Below are 17,207 nucleotides of genomic sequence, written 5' to 3' on the forward strand. Positions count from 1 at the left end.
ACCGACATAGAGCATTCTCAATATAAAAGCGCCTTTAGCGGTAATACGTTAAAGGCGCTTTTTGTCTCATTAGTATGCAACACAGGCGTGCGGATTGCTTATTTTTGTGATGCCAATCGGTTTTTTGTGAAACTTGAATTCTTGTTGCGATCATTCATGTGACATGTGTCACTTCATTTTGTAATGAGCTTGGTTAGAGTGTGTTCGTACCCCACGAATTTACTATGAGCTTAAATAAGGGTAAAAAGCCCAATAAGCCAAAAGGAGCGAACTATGTCTCAAGCTGTTTTCCACTTAGGTGTTACTGAAGCAGATCTTAACGGTGCTACTCTTGCGATCATCCCTGGTGATCCTGCTCGTGTGCAAAAAATTGCAGAAGAGATGGAGAACCCAGTATTCCTTGCTAGTCACCGTGAATACACGCTTTACCGCGCAGAGCTAGACGGCAAGCCAGTTGTTGTATGTTCAACAGGTATTGGTGGTCCATCGACTTCTATCGCGGTTGAAGAGCTTGCTCAACTTGGTGTTCGCACTTTCCTACGTGTTGGTACTACTGGTGCTATCCAACCTCACGTAAACGTGGGTGACATGATTGTTTCTACAGGTTCTGTTCGTCTAGACGGCGCTAGCCTGCACTTTGCTCCAATGGAGTTCCCAGCCGTTGCCGACTTCGAAGTAGCAACAGCAATGAAAGCGGCAGTTGAAGAATCAGGCGCAGCAGTTCACATGGGCGTAACGGCTTCAAGTGATACGTTCTACCCAGGTCAAGAGCGTTACGACACGTTCTCTGGTCGCGTTGTTAAGCGTTTCCAAGGTTCTATGCAAGAATGGCAAGACATGGGCGTTCTGAACTTCGAGATGGAATCTGCAACACTGCTAACAATGTGTGCAAGTTCTGGTCTGAAAGCAGGTTGTGTTGCTGGTGTAATCATCAACCGTACTCAAAAAGAGACGCCTGATCACGACACTCTAAAAGTAACGGAAGCGCGCTCAATCAAAGTGGTTGTAGAAGCTGCTCGTAAAATGCTTTAAGTCTTAAAGTGCTTTTAGTCTTCAAGTGACATTAAATTTTGAAAATGGCCGCATCGAATGATGCGGCCATTTTTTATGTGGCAGATAAAGTAGACAAGAAAAGTATCAGATACAAAAAAGGCGAGTGACTTAATGGTCATTCGCCTTTTTAACAATCTGCTTAAGAGCATTGAGCTCTCATGAGTTTATTGGTTTTTAGTACTCTAGATCTTCACTGCCACCCGCAGCCGTAAACCATGCTGTTAGGTGAGTTTTAAGATCTTTCAATTCGTCAGGGCCAATCAATGCAAGGCCAAGATCTTCAGCTCGTGTGATGTCGTTATGGCGAAGAGGGCGGAAGCTCACTAACATTGCACGTGCTTGTAGGCCACCTAGCAGGTCTCTAAGCGATTCCAGTTTGTACAAGGTGTCATCACCATCATCACGCATGCCTTTGGTCTTACATTCGATGATGTGCAGCTTATTGTTCACTACTGAGGCAACATCAAGCTCATTACGAACCTCACGTTCACCCAGTTGACGGTATACCTGAACATTCAAAGAGCGGTCTTGAATGGTCGGCATGTCGTCTTGGATTTGTTTGACTGTGCTGTGAACCAAGGTTTCAAGCCATTCACCGTTTGAGAAGCGGCGCGCGTCTTCATTAGCGAAGGTCAAAATACCATTGTCGTAAGTCGCAATTTTAGCTTCAACCAAATCGCTTAGCAGCATGTTGAGCTCGCGATAGCCTTGTTGCTTCTCAGATAGGCCTACATCAAGTTTTTGTTCTTTACGGCAGGTAGTTGCTAGGTAATTCAATGTCGCAAGACCTGGGCCTAGTTCGAGTGCGTTACTTGCCCAACGTTCACCCAGCTCATAAAGTTTCTGATCAAGTTGTGGAGACAGCTGAACATCGCTGAATTCACCGCGAGCGCCGAACACAGTCAGGTAGTCGTCGATAGTGATGCGGTCTTGAACCTGTGCATCTTCTTTACCATTCGGGTACAACCAGCACAGCTTGTCACTGTTTGGTTCAACCACGAAGATTGGCCAGTGGTAAGTGCGGAATACTTCGTACACAGAAAGTAGGCGGTGACGGAGGCCACAACTTGCGTTGAGCTTCACTTCTTGGCCGCGTGCTTTGAGGTCTTCAGCAAGGGTTTGGATAGATTCTTTGATGACGGATGTATTTACGATGGTCGGAATTTCGAAAAACTCACTTGTAATGTCGCGCTTGTGCAAAACGCTGTCTAAACGTTTGTACATACTGACTTGATTTTTGTCGCCGATAAACACGATGTGAGTGCTGACCGTTCGGTTATCAAGTAATGGGGTGAGCAAGCGAATGGGGTCTTGATCGATAATGCCAACATGAACAGCCATATAAATTCCTTAATAGCGGCTCGCTCATAAAGGTGAAAGAAAAAAACGGGAAGCAGCAAGCCTTAATAATCATATAATGACAAAGCTCATAAAAAACAAGGGCAACCCTTGATAAAAGTTGCCCTAGCTCAATTAGTTACCACTATTGGGTAAGAAGTCTCAACAATCTCACTAAATATCTATCGATTCTTCATTTATCTATAGCTTGAATTGATGTACCAAATCACCTTGTTGATTCGCCAGAATTGTTAGGTTTTGGCTTGCCTCTGCAATTGAAGACATCGCTTGGTAACTCTTATCTGCGATGTGATTGATGTCTTCGATGTTGCGTGCGATATCACCAGAAGTTTCACTCTGCTCAGCAGCTGCTTGAGAGATGTGTGTACTCATGTGGCTGATCTCTAGAATCAAGGCTTGGATCTCTTCCATCGCACTGTTTGCACTTGAAGCTTGTTGCACCGACATGTCCATATCGCTCATACAGCTTTCAATTACGTTACTTGCCGTTTTCGAGCTTGATTGCAGATTGCTGATCATGGTCTCGATTTCAGAGGTCGATTGAGTGGTCTTTTGTGCTAGCACTCGAACTTCGTCGGCAACGACTGCAAAACCACGACCTTGTTCACCAGCGCGCGCTGCTTCGATTGCCGCGTTAAGTGCAAGTAGGTTGGTCTGTTCAGCAATGCCACGAATAACGTCAAGGATTGAACCAATCTGGCTACTCATCTGTTGTAGCTCGCCTACAGCGCCCACTGATTCAGTCAGGCGAACCTCAAGCTGATTAATGGTGCTGATGTTGGTGTTCATGATCTGACGACCAGATTCAGAAGCCGATTCTACTTGTTGAACCATGCTTAGTGAGCTTTGCGCGCTGTTCGCCACTTCTTGTACAGAATGAGACATCTCTGTCATTGCGGTCGCAACGGTTGCGGTTTGCTCACGTTGGCTGTTCAGTTGAGCCTGCGTTTCTGATGACGTCTTCTGGTTGACGCTTGCAGTCTTAGTTAAGTCATCTGAAGCGTCATTCAGCTTCACAAGGATGTTGTGTAGGTTGTCAGCCAAGGTGTTGATGTGACGGCTCACGCGGCTGAATTCGTTGTCGTAACGAATGTCGATACGCTGAGTCATATCGCCTTCGGTTAGACCTTCTAACGTACCTAGGATGCGAGTTAATGGCTCTCGTACGCTATGTGCAATGTGGTAACCAATTGCAGCTGCGAACACGGTTACAACAATGCCAATTGCAATCGCGTTGAATAGGCCTTTGTCGTAGATGCTGCTTGCGTCTGCTAGTGATGAGTTAAGTTGCTCTTCAGCGGTCACGTTGAACGAGTCCAAAACAGTCATTGCTTGGTCAACTTCTACGGCTAGGTTGGCGATGTTCACGTACAGCGCTTGCTTGGCTTGTAGGTAGTTGTTGTGTTTGTCTAGTACGCCACCTTTCTGACCAACGTCTTTGGTGAACTTCTGAACCGACTCATCGAAGACATTTTTAAGTGCTGGTAGTTGTGTTGATAGGCCGCGATAAGCATAGTTAAGATGAGTAACGGCCTTTTTGTTTTGGTTAACGGCTTTCTGAACGAAGGCAACATCAGAGCTAGCAAGTGCATCAGAGGTAATAACTTCTGCGTCTTGCAGTTTAATGAAGTAGCTCTTTGCCATCACTTTTACAGAGATGCTTTTTTGATCGGCAACGTATTCTTTCATGCCAACGGTTAATTCTGAATGTAAGCGTTGGAAGTCACGAGAGGCTTTTTGCACTTGTTCTTGTGCTTCGAACATCGCGACGTAGTTGTTCATCGCTTCGTCAGCTTCTGTAAAGTAGCGTTCTTCCATCGCTCGTAATTGTGCGATGCGTTCGATGAGTGTTGAGTCGTTCTGGCTTGCCGCCTCTAGATTGCTTAGAACTTCAGAAAAAGAGTTTTGTGATGCAGCAAATTCTGTACGCATTGCAGACATGCGTTCAGCGTTTTGTGTGGTTAAGAAATCTTTGAATGACTTATCAGCAGAAAGCAATTGAACACTTGTTTGATTTGAAAGCGCGACAAGTGGCAATGAGGTTTCTGAGACACTCTCAAAATTGCTGTGTATCTGATTCATGCTGTTCATCATGATGGTTATCGTGACTGCGAACATGATGATGATCAGTGCGAAACCAGCGTACATACGCTTGATCACAGATCCCTTCATGGCTTTCTCCCTAAATAAAAATGCAGACCTAATGTCAGGTCAAAGTAAAACTAACAAAATTGTCAGCATTCTATTGAGCTCGGCTTACGCGTTTTATGACGCATACGTCAAAAATAACGCTCAGTTATAACCAACATGCCATTCTTGAGAGCTAAGGCTCGTTTTCTTTGATTTGAACGGTGTTTTTTATTATGCTTTAAAGCAGATTTATTGTGGTTTGATGCGGCATAGCGCATACTCAAAGCATTAAAAAATAAATGTTTTATCGGAGAGAAACATGGCTGAAGAAACCATTTTTACTAAGATCATCAACAAAGAAATCCCAGCAGATCTACTATACCAAGACGATTTAGTAACCGCATTTCGCGATATTAATCCTCGCGCGCCAAGCCATATCCTAATTATCCCAAACAAGCTGATTCCGACAACCAACGATGTTGAAGTCGAAGATGAAGCGATGATGGGGCGCATGTTTACTGTTGCTCGCAAGTTAGCAAAAGAAGAAGGCATCGCAGAAGACGGCTATCGTCTTATCGTGAATTGTAACTCTCACGGTGGCCAAGAGGTTTACCATATTCACATGCACTTGGTTGGTGGCCGTCCACTTGGTCCGCTGTTAATGAGCTAACTAAAAAGCTAACGAGTTAATGAAAGCTAATGCGCTAGTTTAAACGCGCTCATTAGCGGGTTAACACAAGTAGTTAGTTGGAAAATTTGTAGTTTGTATGCCAACTTTAAGTTCTATCTGTTGTCTGAATGTCGGCATCGCCTAGGCAGAGGCTAAATCAGTAGGGTTTCAACTGGCTTGAGATCCTTTTTACAACACGTTTCGTTTTGATAATGAGACCAAGAAAGGTCAACAGACCCTAATAAAGTTGGCATTTTAAACATGCACGGAGACGATAAGTGAAGCAACAGTTTAGATTCGCTTCCATTGCCCTGTTATCGGCGTTGACCGTAGGTTGTGCGAGTATGTCTGCAGGAAGCCTGTTCAGTCATTACAGCGCACAAAACAAAGCGATCTACCAAGCCGTTAAATCTGGAGATTATTCAGAGGCTCAGCAAGAGCTACCAGATTACGCGGCAGGCGATATCCTTGATAACTTTGAAAGAGGCAGAATTAATCTGCTGGATCAAAAATACCCTGAGAGTAAGGCTTCGTTTGAAGTGGCTGATCAGGCGGTGACTGAGCAGCAACGCAAAGCCGTGATCTCAATCTCAGACAGTGCAACCAGTGTGGGTGCGTTGGCTGTGAATGACAATATTACTGAGTATGTTCCAGCCGATTATGAGTTGGGCTTTCTTCATCTGTACCTCGGTTTAAATTACCTCAAGAAAAACGATTTAGAAGGTGCGGTGATCGAAATGCGTCGCGCCAACCAAGTTCAAGAACAAGCGAAGAAGCAACGCGAAGCTGAGTTAGACAAAGCAGCCAGCGATGCGAAGAAGCAAGGTTTGTCTGCCAATGTGGGTAGCATCCTTGCCAATTACCCTGATGCGGGTAAAAAACTGCAGTCAGTACAGAATGCGTATCTGATGTTCTTGTCTGGTCTGCTTTATGAAGCGTCAAATGATTTAAACAGCGCCTACGTTGACTATCGTCGTGCTTTGGCTGTGATGCCAGATAACCAAGAAATCATCGATAGAACCATGGCAACAGCCGCTCGTTTAGGGATGCGACAAGATTTAGCGACATTAGAAAAACGCTATAAGCAATCTTCTAAACTTAGTGCAGGTGAAGGGCGAGTGATTGTTCTTCAAGAGCAGAGCGCTGTACAAGCTATGGACAGTTGGCGACTAGATTTACCTGTTTATGACAGTCGCGATCAGGGGGCAATATACTCTCTTGCGCTGCCATATTACCCAAGTCAAAACGTAGAGCGTTTTTCTGCCTTGCGAATCAGCGGCCAACCGTTACAAGAACACTTGATCACTGATGTAAACGCGATGGCGCAGAACGATTTGTCGGAACGTATGACGAGCATTGTTATTCGCCAAGCGCTACGTGTCGTCGCGAAAGATCGCATTCGTAAAGAAGCAACCAAAGGCGATGATGTCGGTAATATTCTGTTCAACGTGTGGAACACACTGACAGAGCAACCAGACACTCGTAGTTGGCAATCATTACCTGCAGAGATTAAAAGCAGCACGTTTGTAGCAAATAGCGGTCAATATACGTTGGAAGCGGGCGCTAAAACGTACGACTTTGATATTCGAGAAGGGCAGACCACCTTGGTGTGGATTTCTCGACAAGGAAACAACGCAACAATGTGGCATAAACAGCTAGGGAGGCTGTAATGAAAAAGTGGTTAGTGAGCTTAGCAGCGGTTATGGCTCTGGCTGGTTGTGCTGATAATACAGCTGGCGTAAGGGTTGATAGTCTGACTCAGAACGTTTTCTTTGGTGACAAGGTATTGGGCAGCCGTTTACAGGTTGAAGATATTCGCACCGATCTGGTCGACGGTCATACGCGAGGAATCGTTCGTTTAAACAGTAACTATAAAGGCGATCAACATATCCTTTATCGTTTTTACTGGTACGACGATGCCGGGCTTGAGGTCAACCTTAAACAAGGTCCTTGGAAGCAAGCGATTGTTCGTGGTTTTGAAAGTATTTCGTTGTCGGAAGTGTCGGTAAACCCGAAAGCGACTCAGTTCAGAGTCCAGTTCCGAGAGCAGTAAGTTAGATTAAACGGGTCTCATGATTCGTAAATACAAGAATTTAAGAGTGTGGGTAACCCCGCTCAGTGATAAGTTGAGGAAACAAAATGAAAAAGAGTGTCATTGCGCTACTAGGTTTAGCGGTTATTTTAGGCGGTTGTTCAAACAAGGTAAGCTACGGTGATGCACAAGCAGTAGAAACCACGACAATCGATTTCGGTTCAACTGACCTTCAAACGATTGCGGGTGAAATGGTCGATAGCATGATGGCGTCTGGTTCTGTGTCTTACATTACTCGTGAACAGCGTCCAATCGTGTTTGTAGAGCGAATCAAGAACAAAACAAGTGAGCACATCGATACTGAGTCAATCACTGACACCATCAGTACGAAGATGTTGAACTCTGGTAAGTTCCGTTTCGTTGATATGGACCGTGTAGAGTCTGTTCGTGACCAATTGAACTTCCAAAACAACGATGAGCTTGTAAACCAAAGTTCAGCGATTCAATTCGGTAAAATGGTTGGTGCTCAGTACATGCTGTACGGCAACTTATCAAGCATCGTTAAGAAAGCGGGTAGCGATGAAGACGTATACTACAAAATGACGATGCGTCTAATGGATCTTGAGTCTGGCTTGATTGAATGGGCTGACGAGACTGAAATCCGTAAGCAACAATCTAAGAGCCTACTAGGCCTTTAATTTCGCTTACTTGCCAACTATGCGCAGCCGGATTTGACAATGTCTAGTATTGGCAAGGCTTAATCTTGACAGCGTATAGCTTGGTCACACGCCAATGCAGTGCATGATGTGCTGTTTATGAAGAGACACTGGCTTTTGGTCAGTGTCTTTTTTGTAGGGAATGAAGACGTTTATAGGGCAGTTAAGACGTTTATAGGGAGTAAATATGGCAATTTTTTCTTGGTCTGAGGCTAAGCTTCTTGATACCAGTTTGAGTTCGCTTGACGGTTACTTTTCTGAGCCTCCAGTTAGAGCACAGACATTAACAGGCGGTTTGACCAATCGATGTTGGAAGTTGGTCGATGCCGATGGTACTGCGTATGTTTGGCGGCCAACTACAGCTATCACCAAAGCGTTCTTCATCTCTCGTCATGAAGAGTACCAAGTGCTGTCTGCCATTGAGCGACTCGGTATCGGGCCAAGCCCAATGGTAGTGAATGAGCAGGGGTTACTTGTTGAGTGGATTGCGGGTGAGACACTTTACGAAGATCTAGAACTCGATGACTTGTTGAAAACGCTGATCTCTGTTCATCTGGTTAATACTGCGCGATTACCACTGCAACCATTCAGTTTCACGGCACGAGTCGACCATTACTGGCTGCAGCTTGATGCGATTCATAAGACCGAAGCCTGCACTAAGATTTATCAAGAGTGGCGCGTGGCTCCGAGTATTACCAATGTTGACCTGTCTTTGTGCCATTTTGACTTAGGTGGTTATAACCTAGTGAGAAACAGTGACGGCATTAAGATTATCGATTGGGAATACGCTGCGCTCGCAGACCCTAGGCTCGACTTAACATTAACCATTGCGGTTGCTGGCGTGCCAGTTACAGAAGCGGTTGAGAAGTACTGTCAGCTGAGAGGTATCCATGATGTTCAGCCTTGGCTTGACGGTGTAGAAGCATGGTTACCAAGAAGCCAGATGATGGCGATGCTATGGTATTTACTTGCTCATCAGCTTTGGGGTGATGAAAGTTATCTGCGTGAAGCGGAGGCCCTGAGTCACACTTTATGTAGCTAGGATCACGTTTAGGAAGTGAAAAATATAATTTCTCAGCTGTTACCTTTAAAACCTTGTTTTTCGTGTTAGATTGATCAAAACGTACCAATATTCAACGGGGGAGGTACAATGATTATCTATCTACATGGCTTCGACTCAACAAGCCCGGGCAATCACGAAAAAATACTGCAGTTGCAATTCATTGATGATGACGTTCGTTTCATCAACTACAGTACTTTGCATCCAAAACACGATATGCAGCATCTGCTAAAAGAAGTGCATAAAGTGATAGAGCAATCCGATGATCCGCATCCAATTATTTGTGGTGTAGGTTTAGGTGGTTTTTGGTCTGAGCGTATTGGTTTCTTATGTGGGATTAAGCAGGTGGTGTTCAACCCTAATCTGCATCCTGAGAACAACATGGTAGGTCGAATTGACCGACCAGAAGAGTACGAAGACATCGCAACTAAATGTGTTGCTCAGTACCGTATGAAAAACAAAGGACGCTGTTTAGTGGTGCTTTCTCGTGAAGATGAAATTCACGACAATACCAAAACCGCTGCTGCGCTAGAAGATTACTACGATGTAATCTGGGACGAGAAAGAGAGTCATAAATTCAAAAAAATCTCTCAACATCTTCAAGCAATGAAAGCGTTCAAAAACGCTTAATCAATCCATATGTTTTATAAAAGCAGTACTCAATGAGTGCTGCTTTTTTACATCTGAACTTTTGCGTTCGTGTTTCATAAAGCGGTTATCGCTGTTTGATCTGTGAGTTTGCGCATTTATAGATCAGTTTGCGCAAACGTTAACTAATTAGTCGCGAATCCTCATTGAGGGTAAGGATTTTTTTGTTGCGGTCATCTTTTTGCTATATATAATGTTCCCAAGCAAAATATTTTGACAAATATCAAAAAAAATTGAGAGCGAGTGAAAAAACTTGCCCATAATTTGTGTTCTGCCTCTCAGGTAGTCACCTTTTTTATCCACGTGAGCAAAGCAACAACCATTATTTGTTGTTTGTAACCCCTCTAACTACTCGGTGAGCTGTCGTTATTCTTTTTCGCGGTAATCCAATTTGTAACAGCCTTCGCATTCAAGGCCGAGTAGATACATAGAATTTATCGGTTGGAGTAATCGAGCCGAACCCCATTTATTCATTTTGTAGAGGATTGTCATTGTGACAAAAATTATCGTAGTAGGCGGTGGTGCTGGTGGTTTAGAACTAGCAACTAAGCTAGGCCGCACTTTAGGTCGTAAGAAACGTGCCCAGATTACTCTGGTAGACCGTAAAGCAAGCCACCTATGGAAACCATTACTTCATGAAGTAGCAACGGGCTCACTGGATGAAGGGGTTGATGCACTAAGCTACCGTGCACACGCAAAAAACCATTACTTCGATTTCCAAATGGGCAGCCTGAACGACATCGATCGTGAGCGTAAAGTGATTGCACTAAGCGAGCTTACAGACGAGCACGGTGAACTGCTGATGCCAAGCCGTGAGCTTGAATACGATATTCTTGTGATGGCGCTAGGTTCAACGTCAAACGACTTCAACACTCCAGGCGTTCGTGACAACTGTATTTTCCTTGATAGTCCAGAGCAAGCACACCGTTTCCGTACAGAAATGAACAACCAGTTCTTAAAGCTTCACGCTAAGAACGGTCAAGGCACGGTAGACATCGCGATTGTTGGTGCTGGTGCAACAGGTGTAGAGCTTTCTGCAGAGCTACACAACGCAGTTAAAGAGCTTCGTACTTACGGCTTTGGCGACCTAGATTCAAGCAAGCTGAATGTTAACCTTGTTGAAGCGGGTGAGCGTATTCTTCCAGCTCTACCTCCTCGTATTTCAAGCGCAGCACACTCTGAGCTAACCAAGCTTGGTGTGAACGTTCGTACGAATACGATGGTGACTCAGGCGGATTCTGACGGCCTAACAACCAAAGATGGCGACAAGATCCCAGCTCAAATCATGGTATGGGCAGCAGGTATCAAAGCACCAGATTTCATGAAAGATATCGGTGGTCTTGAGACCAACCGTATCAACCAGTTAGTTGTGAAGAACACGCTGCAAACAACACTGGATGACAACATCTTTGCGATCGGTGACTTGGCGCAATGTACACAAGCAGATGGTTCATTCGTTCCGCCACGTGCACAAGCGGCTCACCAAATGGCAAGCTGTGCATTCAGCAACATCATTGCTAAGTTGAACGGTCGTGACCTGAAAGATTACATCTACAAAGATAAAGGCTCGCTAGTTTCACTAAGCCGTTTCTCTACGGTAGGTAGCTTGATGGGTAACCTGACGAAAGGTTCGATGATGGTTGAAGGTCGTATTGCTCGTGTGGTGTACATCTCTTTGTACCGCATGCACCAGATGGCGCTTCACGGCTTAATCAAAACATCACTGATGATGCTGGTTGGTCGTATTAACCGTGTACTTCGTCCAAACCTAAAGCTTCACTAATCAGGTAAGCCTTCTAAGGGCATTACGCTGATAATAAAAAAGAGCTCTTTGGAGCTCTTTTTTGATCGTGTCGCTTACGTGCTATCGCAGGTGTTGAACTCATTTCTGCTGTTAAGACGTTGGAGGCAGCACAGAATAAACCACGCCATCTTTGGGCTTACCGTTAAACAGAAATCGATTCTTGGCAATGGTTTCTCGCTCAGCGCCACACTTCTCTATCAACTTTTGGCTGGGTAGGTTCTCGGTATCGCAGACAATCTCCAAACGCGTTAACTTGAGTTGCGCGAAACAAAATTCAAATAGGGCGAGCATCGCTTCTTTGGCGATCCCTCTCCTTTGAAAGTCATCACCCACCCAATAACCTAAACTCGCCATATTAAAGGTGTGGTAAAGCTCATTAATCGCAACCATACCGACTAACTTATCGCTTTTTCGTTCAAAGATGCCAAAGCCAAACGCATCGGCTTTCACCCAGTTTAAGCGAGTCGCCAGAATAAACTTCTCGGCTTCGACGATAGAAAACTCGCTATGACACCAGTCGACCCATGGCAACAAGCTAGGGGAGGACTTAACCAGCTGAGAAAATTCTTGAGCATCTGAGGCCTCAATGATTTTAAGGCTAAGGTTTTGTGTGTTGATCTGAAATTCAGGGCTCATAAGACGTACCAAGTAACGTGTAAGTACTGAACAAAGAGAGTCAGTACAGAATAAAGATAGATAGCACTTAATAAAACGCCCTCACTAGGAGGGCGGATTGAATTATTTATATAATTATAGCCGAATCGGCAAGTAACTTACTGCGCTACACGTCTAACTTGAATTACCATTCCAAGAAGTGGGTGGTCAAGGTAGTGAGTTTCTGTACTGCGCATACGACGTTTTTGGTCCATGCGGTAGCTCTTAAGGAACTCTTGGACTTCAACCGTCGGAGAAATTTCAGTTAGGTTGCCCACTTGGACGTTGCTTTCTGCGCCACTTACTGGTGAATCTAGCTCGATTTGTTGCTCTTGTAGAGTCACTTCACGAACGCTTGGCGCTTTTAAATCTAATGTCGTTTCAGCGTATAGGTAATGCTGAACGTAGATTTGCAGCTTGCCGTCTAATTCGTAGAGTGGCTTATCAATGGTCTCTTCTTGGAACCCATCAGCGCTGCCTGCTGTGATTGCGCCTTTTTCAGAGCCATCAGCATTAAATTGTTTAGAGAAATCTTTACCTGCTTGAATGTGGAAAACAGGGGCAGAGCTCTTGCCTTGGTCGCCTTGACGCCAAGCGGTATGCATCAGAACTTCAAAGCCAGCGTGTTTACGTAGCTTGTCTTTCTGAGGCGTTAATTTGTATTCCGAGTAAGGCAACATCTGTACGCCTTTCTTTGCTCGGTATTGGGTATCTTGAAATGAACCAACACGCTCAAGTGAAATCTTAGGCTGTGTATTTGGCCAAGATTCGTTCACCTTCTCTGCATCAACAGCGCGCTTAAAAATGATCACTTCTATATCAAATTGTCTCTGCGCCAAACTTGGCAGTGAGACGAACAATAGTAGCAGTGGGATCAGTCTTTTCATTTTTACTCCGTCTTCCAGCCGAACTACCGGCTGGATAATTTATATGTGCAAGTGGATTGGGTCTTATGCTGAAGGCAGCAAGTTTTGTCTGAATTCGCCCAATAAACCACTAACAAATTGAATTCGTTTCCGTCTGTCGACCAATGGTATCGTAAACTTGAACTTTGTTGGTCCTTCCATTGAAAACTTTTGCGGTTGAGATTGCAACAGTTTAACAAGGTAGGCCGGGTTTATGTCAGCATCCGGGTAGAATTCTAAGAATCCACCCTTATCGTGGGCTTCAATTTTCTTCGCTTTGATAGACGCTGCGGCTAATTTTAGCTCAGAAACTGACAACAAGTTCTTGGTTGCATCAGGCAGAAGGCCGAAGCGATCAATCAGCTCGACTTTCAACTCTGCCAATTCGTCGGTGTCACTCACACTCGCAATACGCTTGTATGTTGATAAACGCGTGTTGATGTCTGGGATGTAGTCATCTGGCAATAGTGCAGGCAGACGCATCTCAATTTCAGTTTGTTCACGCAGTAGGTCATCAAGCGATGGTTCTCGACCTTCTTTCAATGCTTCTACTGCTTGCTCAAGCATCTCCATGTACAAGGTGAAACCAACCGACTGGATTTGACCACTCTGTTCATCACCCAACAACTCACCTGCACCACGAATCTCTAAATCGTGAGTTGCTAGGGTAAAGCCTGCGCCCAAGTCTTCGAGCGAAGCTATCGCATCCAATCGCTTGATCGCATCTTTGGTCATTGCTTTAGGGTGTGGCGTTAACAAGTAAGCATAAGCTTGGTGGTGCGAACGACCTACACGACCACGTAATTGGTGCAGCTGTGCTAAACCAAGGTTATCGGCTCTGTCCATCAAGATGGTATTGGCCGTTGGTACGTCGATACCGGTTTCAATGATGGTTGTACACACCAATAAGTTAAAGCGCTGGTGGTAGAAGTCATTCATGATGCGTTCTAGTTCGCGCTCACGCATCTGGCCATGAGCCACGGTAACACGCGCTTCTGGAATCAACTTCTGTAGTGACTCTGCTGTTTTCTCAATCGTGTCGACTTGGTTGTGCAGGAAGTAAACCTGACCACCACGCATTATTTCACGAAGTACCGCTTCTCTGACGATGGCATCATCACTCTCGCGAACGAAGGTTTTAATTGCCAAGCGTCGTGCGGGTGGTGTAGCGATGATCGAAAGGTCACGCATGCCACTCATTGCCATGTTCAGCGTTCGCGGGATCGGTGTCGCAGTAAGCGTTAGGATGTCGACATCCGCACGCATCGCTTTCACTTTCTCTTTCTGACGTACACCAAATCTGTGTTCTTCATCGACAACCAGCAAGCCAAGGTCTTTAAACTTAATATCACTCGAAAGCAGCTTGTGAGTCCCCACCAAGATATCGACCTTACCGTCGGCGACATCTTGCATGATCAACTTCTGCTCTTTAGCTGATTTGAATCGGGATAGAACCTCAACACGAATCGGCAAGTTAGCGAAACGGTCACGGAAGTTTTCGAAGTGTTGCTGAGCAAGTAGGGTGGTTGGAACTAATACCGCGACTTGTTTGCTGTTGTCGGTACAAACGAATGCTGCACGCATCGCGACTTCGGTTTTACCAAAGCCAACATCACCACACACCAAACGGTCCATGGCTTTTGCTTGACACATGTCAGACATAACGGCATTGATGGCCATCGCTTGGTCATCGGTTTCTTCAAACGGGAAGCCAGATTTGAAGGTCGCGTATTGGCCGCGGTCGAGTACAAACTTGTAGCCAGGTTTTAGCTCTCGCTTGGCGTAAACATCAAGTAGCTCCGCTGCAACGTCACGTACTTTCTCTGCGGCGCGTTTACGCGCTTTTTGCCACGCTTCGCCACCGAGTTTATGTAGCGGTGCTGAATCTTCAGCGCCACCCGAGTAACGCCCGATTAAGTTCAAAGAAGCAACTGGCACGTAGAGCTTGGCATCGTTTTGATACTCAAGCGTTACATATTCGGTTTTCATGCCGCCGGCTTCGAGTGTTTGCAAGCCGATGTAGCGACCAATACCGTGGTCAATGTGCACAACAGGTTGACCCGGTTTAAGTTCGGCTAAGTGACGAATGACAGTATCGCTGTTAACGCTTTTCTTGTCTTTCTTGCGGCGCTGAACAACGCGATCACCCAACAGGTCGCTTTCACAGATAAGGGCGATGTTTTGCTCTTCGTGGATAAAGCCATGTTCCGCTGACCCTAGGATCAGGCTGAACTTATCTTTACCTTTAATCGCCGCGTCGAGGTTTTCAACTTCGCTTGGACGAACTTTAATGCCTCGAAGTAATTCACTCAGAGCTTCACGGCGGCCTTCAGACTCAACTGAAAAGACCACTTTTCCTTCGAAGGCTTCAGTGAACTTTCTTAGGTTTGCGAGTGGCTCTTTATTCTGATGCTGAACGCTGAGATCAGGAAGAGACACAACCGGAAGGTTGGTACGTCCAGCTTTCTCTTCAATTGAATCTAAGCTCAGATTGACTTGTGGCTTCTGTTTGAAGTGTGCGAACAGCTCGTCTTTCTTTAGCCACAGTTGTTCAGGTGTGAGCAGTGGTCGTAATGGGTCAACACCGCGCTGTTCGTATCGATGAGCAACGTCCGTTAGGAATGAATCTACTGCAGTCTCGACATCACCAAGAACCAAGAGTTGCGCTTCATCGGCAACGTAATCAAACAAGGTTTCAGTGTGATCAAAGAACAGCGGTTGCCAGTACTCGATACCAGCAGGCCACGTACCCTTAGAAACCTGCATATAAACCGATTCTGGTTCGCGGCGCGCATCAAACTGTTGGCGCCAACGAATACGGAAATCTTCAATCGCCGTTTCCGAGGTTGGGAATTCGTGAGCAGGCAGCAGGCGGATCTCAGAGATGTCTTCGATAGAGCGTTGGTTTTCAGGATCGAAAGTACGGATTGTGTCGATCTCGTCATCGAAAAAATCGATTCGATACGGGTCTTTACTGCCCATTGGGAACAGATCGAGAATAGAACCACGGCTAGCGTATTCACCTGGGCCAAACACTTGATCAACGTACCGATAGCCTGACTTTTCAAGCTGTAAGCGCAGTTTCTCAAGCGAGTAGAGATCGCCCGTTTTCACCATTAAGGTGTGTTGCAGTAAAAAGTCACGTGGTGATTGACGCTGAAGTAGCGTGCTGATCGGTACGATCGTAATACCGTCTTTTAGCGTTGGCAGTGCATAAAGGCGAGCGATACGATCTGAGATGATCTCTTGGTGCGGCGAGAAGCTATCGTATGGCAGCGTTTCCCAATCAGGGAATAATGCGACTTCATGTACCGTAAACTGTTCAATTTCAGATTGAAGCTTAAGCGCCACTTGTGGGTCGGGTACAGCCAAGACTGTATGGCTGTTGTGTTGCTCTGCGAGTTTGGCAATGGCAAGAGCGAGAGACGAACCGACTAGGTTACCGATGTGCTTTTTGTCACCGGCACCTTTAAGTTTAGGTAGTGTAAATATGGATTTTTTGGTCATGTTAATTTACTTGTTATCTCGGTCTAGAGAGCGTTGACGCAAGAGTTTCTGTTGTTGATGAAGTGCCGCTTTAATTAGCAGGTCTTGGTCCGTATCGCGAAGATGAGCGTATTTAAATTTGATTTCGAAACCTGAGTCTTTCGCCTCGCTAGCAAAGACTTCTGCGTAGCAATAAATTGCTGCAGCTGGGTGCTCTAGAAAAAGTTTGGCTTTTACTAAGCGACCCGGTTCGATGTCTGCTTTTGAAAAGCAGGAAAACTGACTCGCACCAAATGAATAGGTGTGAGTGCGAAATTTCTCATCATCTTGCTGCGATAACATAAAGCTCAACAAGAGGTTTAATTTTGAGTTTTGTGCATCCAATAAACTGGTGACATTCTTCAAGTCGCTGTTTTTCAGTTCAGCACGCGCACTGTCAGCTAACAGATCCAATTGGCTAAATTCACTTGCCACCACAAATGGTGCTGGGATCTCAGATTCGAATTGAATTTGAGAGGGTAAAGTGAAGCCGCTGTCCATTGGTTCAATATTAGCGGTAAGGCTATGGTGAACGGTGAAAAACTCTTGTTCTGTCATGCGTTAGTTCCTTGAAGTGATCTATTGATTATCGCTATGTGGCCGCAGTAATCAAGGTCAGTTAATTGAAAGTCTCAAATAGTTGTTTGAAAT

At 45.3% G+C, this 17,207-nt stretch carries 14 protein-coding genes; 8 read left to right on the forward strand and 6 right to left on the reverse strand.

Translation table 11 applies throughout. The annotated features are described in order from the left end of the window. Positions 1-273 precede the first annotated feature (273 nt). Positions 274-1,032, forward strand: coding sequence for a uridine phosphorylase (udp, locus tag MSG34_RS11520; RefSeq protein WP_017632176.1), 759 nt, complete (start codon positions 274-276; stop codon positions 1,030-1,032). A gap of 195 nt (positions 1,033-1,227) precedes the next feature. On the opposite strand, the gene MSG34_RS11525 is transcribed toward udp, so the two are convergent. Continuing rightward, positions 1,228-2,394 carry a DUF1887 family protein gene (locus tag MSG34_RS11525; RefSeq protein ID WP_017065293.1) on the reverse strand — a complete coding sequence of 389 codons (1,167 nt, stop codon included), beginning with the start codon at positions 2,392-2,394 and terminating at the stop codon, positions 1,228-1,230. A gap of 198 nt (positions 2,395-2,592) precedes the next feature. Further along, positions 2,593-4,584, reverse strand: coding sequence for a methyl-accepting chemotaxis protein (locus MSG34_RS11530; RefSeq protein ID WP_248337497.1), 1,992 nt, complete (start codon positions 4,582-4,584; stop codon positions 2,593-2,595). A 277-nt stretch (positions 4,585-4,861) separates the two neighbouring features. Between MSG34_RS11530 and hinT the strand changes: the two genes are divergently transcribed. The 7 genes from hinT (at position 4,862) to MSG34_RS11565 (ending at position 11,451) form a co-directional block, all read left to right on the forward strand. Beyond that, positions 4,862-5,212: a purine nucleoside phosphoramidase gene (gene hinT / locus MSG34_RS11535; RefSeq protein WP_017065295.1), complete on the forward strand. Its 351-nt coding sequence runs from the start codon at positions 4,862-4,864 to the stop codon at positions 5,210-5,212. A 278-nt stretch (positions 5,213-5,490) separates the two neighbouring features. Continuing rightward, the gene (locus tag MSG34_RS11540; protein WP_017065296.1) at positions 5,491-6,882 is read left to right on the forward strand and encodes a hypothetical protein; all 1,392 of its coding nucleotides are present in this window, start codon (positions 5,491-5,493) and stop codon (positions 6,880-6,882) included. Then, positions 6,882-7,265: a YcfL family protein gene (locus tag MSG34_RS11545; protein ID WP_017060222.1), complete on the forward strand. Its 384-nt coding sequence runs from the start codon at positions 6,882-6,884 to the stop codon at positions 7,263-7,265. The genes MSG34_RS11540 and MSG34_RS11545 overlap by 1 nt, the downstream gene beginning before the upstream one ends. Before the next feature lie 86 nt (positions 7,266-7,351). After that, positions 7,352-7,942 carry a penicillin-binding protein activator LpoB gene (gene lpoB, locus MSG34_RS11550; RefSeq protein ID WP_017060223.1) on the forward strand — a complete coding sequence of 197 codons (591 nt, stop codon included), beginning with the start codon at positions 7,352-7,354 and terminating at the stop codon, positions 7,940-7,942. 205 nt (positions 7,943-8,147) lie between these two features. Then, positions 8,148-9,002, forward strand: coding sequence for a phosphotransferase (locus MSG34_RS11555; RefSeq protein ID WP_248337499.1), 855 nt, complete (start codon positions 8,148-8,150; stop codon positions 9,000-9,002). A gap of 108 nt (positions 9,003-9,110) precedes the next feature. Next, a complete protein-coding gene (gene ycfP, locus MSG34_RS11560; protein ID WP_009847155.1) occupies positions 9,111-9,650 on the forward strand; it encodes an alpha/beta hydrolase YcfP in 540 nt (179 codons plus the stop codon). A 511-nt stretch (positions 9,651-10,161) separates the two neighbouring features. Next, complete coding sequence (locus MSG34_RS11565; protein ID WP_009847154.1) at positions 10,162-11,451, forward strand: NAD(P)/FAD-dependent oxidoreductase; 1,290 nt, start codon at positions 10,162-10,164, stop codon at positions 11,449-11,451. A 111-nt stretch (positions 11,452-11,562) separates the two neighbouring features. Here the strand turns inward: MSG34_RS11565 and MSG34_RS11570 are convergent, their stop codons facing one another. From MSG34_RS11570 to MSG34_RS11585, 4 genes are all read right to left on the reverse strand, one after another. Further along, the gene (locus MSG34_RS11570) at positions 11,563-12,108 is read right to left on the reverse strand and encodes a GNAT family protein (RefSeq protein ID WP_009847153.1); all 546 of its coding nucleotides are present in this window, start codon (positions 12,106-12,108) and stop codon (positions 11,563-11,565) included. 137 nt (positions 12,109-12,245) lie between these two features. After that, positions 12,246-13,013 (reverse strand): peptidoglycan binding protein CsiV, encoded by a 768-nt coding sequence (locus MSG34_RS11575; RefSeq protein ID WP_017065298.1) that lies wholly within the window; start codon positions 13,011-13,013, stop codon positions 12,246-12,248. Between the two features lie 63 nt (positions 13,014-13,076). Then, positions 13,077-16,538: a transcription-repair coupling factor gene (gene mfd, locus MSG34_RS11580; protein WP_248337501.1), complete on the reverse strand. Its 3,462-nt coding sequence runs from the start codon at positions 16,536-16,538 to the stop codon at positions 13,077-13,079. Positions 16,539-16,544: 6 nt separating this feature from the next. Then, on the reverse strand, positions 16,545-17,114 hold the full coding sequence (locus tag MSG34_RS11585; RefSeq protein WP_048614554.1) for a hypothetical protein: 570 nt from the start codon (positions 17,112-17,114) through the stop codon (positions 16,545-16,547). Positions 17,115-17,207 lie beyond the last annotated feature (93 nt).

The sequence above is a fragment of the Vibrio sp. 1CM2L genome (assembly GCF_023161695.1).
Lineage (GTDB): Bacteria > Pseudomonadota > Gammaproteobacteria > Enterobacterales > Vibrionaceae > Vibrio > Vibrio coralliirubri.

Coding starts and splice junctions, on each gene's coding strand:
- MSG34_RS11575 (WP_017065298.1), bottom strand. CDS start 13,013: ATGAAAAGACTGATCCCACTGCTACTATTGTTCGTCTCACTGCCAAGT.
- lpoB (WP_017060223.1), top strand. CDS start 7,352: ATGAAAAAGAGTGTCATTGCGCTACTAGGTTTAGCGGTTATTTTAGGC.
- ycfP (WP_009847155.1), top strand. CDS start 9,111: ATGATTATCTATCTACATGGCTTCGACTCAACAAGCCCGGGCAATCAC.
- MSG34_RS11530 (WP_248337497.1), bottom strand. CDS start 4,584: ATGAAGGGATCTGTGATCAAGCGTATGTACGCTGGTTTCGCACTGATC.
- MSG34_RS11585 (WP_048614554.1), bottom strand. CDS start 17,114: ATGACAGAACAAGAGTTTTTCACCGTTCACCATAGCCTTACCGCTAAT.
- hinT (WP_017065295.1), top strand. CDS start 4,862: ATGGCTGAAGAAACCATTTTTACTAAGATCATCAACAAAGAAATCCCA.
- mfd (WP_248337501.1), bottom strand. CDS start 16,538: ATGACCAAAAAATCCATATTTACACTACCTAAACTTAAAGGTGCCGGT.
- MSG34_RS11525 (WP_017065293.1), bottom strand. CDS start 2,394: ATGGCTGTTCATGTTGGCATTATCGATCAAGACCCCATTCGCTTGCTC.
- udp (WP_017632176.1), top strand. CDS start 274: ATGTCTCAAGCTGTTTTCCACTTAGGTGTTACTGAAGCAGATCTTAAC.
- MSG34_RS11545 (WP_017060222.1), top strand. CDS start 6,882: ATGAAAAAGTGGTTAGTGAGCTTAGCAGCGGTTATGGCTCTGGCTGGT.
- MSG34_RS11570 (WP_009847153.1), bottom strand. CDS start 12,108: ATGAGCCCTGAATTTCAGATCAACACACAAAACCTTAGCCTTAAAATC.
- MSG34_RS11555 (WP_248337499.1), top strand. CDS start 8,148: ATGGCAATTTTTTCTTGGTCTGAGGCTAAGCTTCTTGATACCAGTTTG.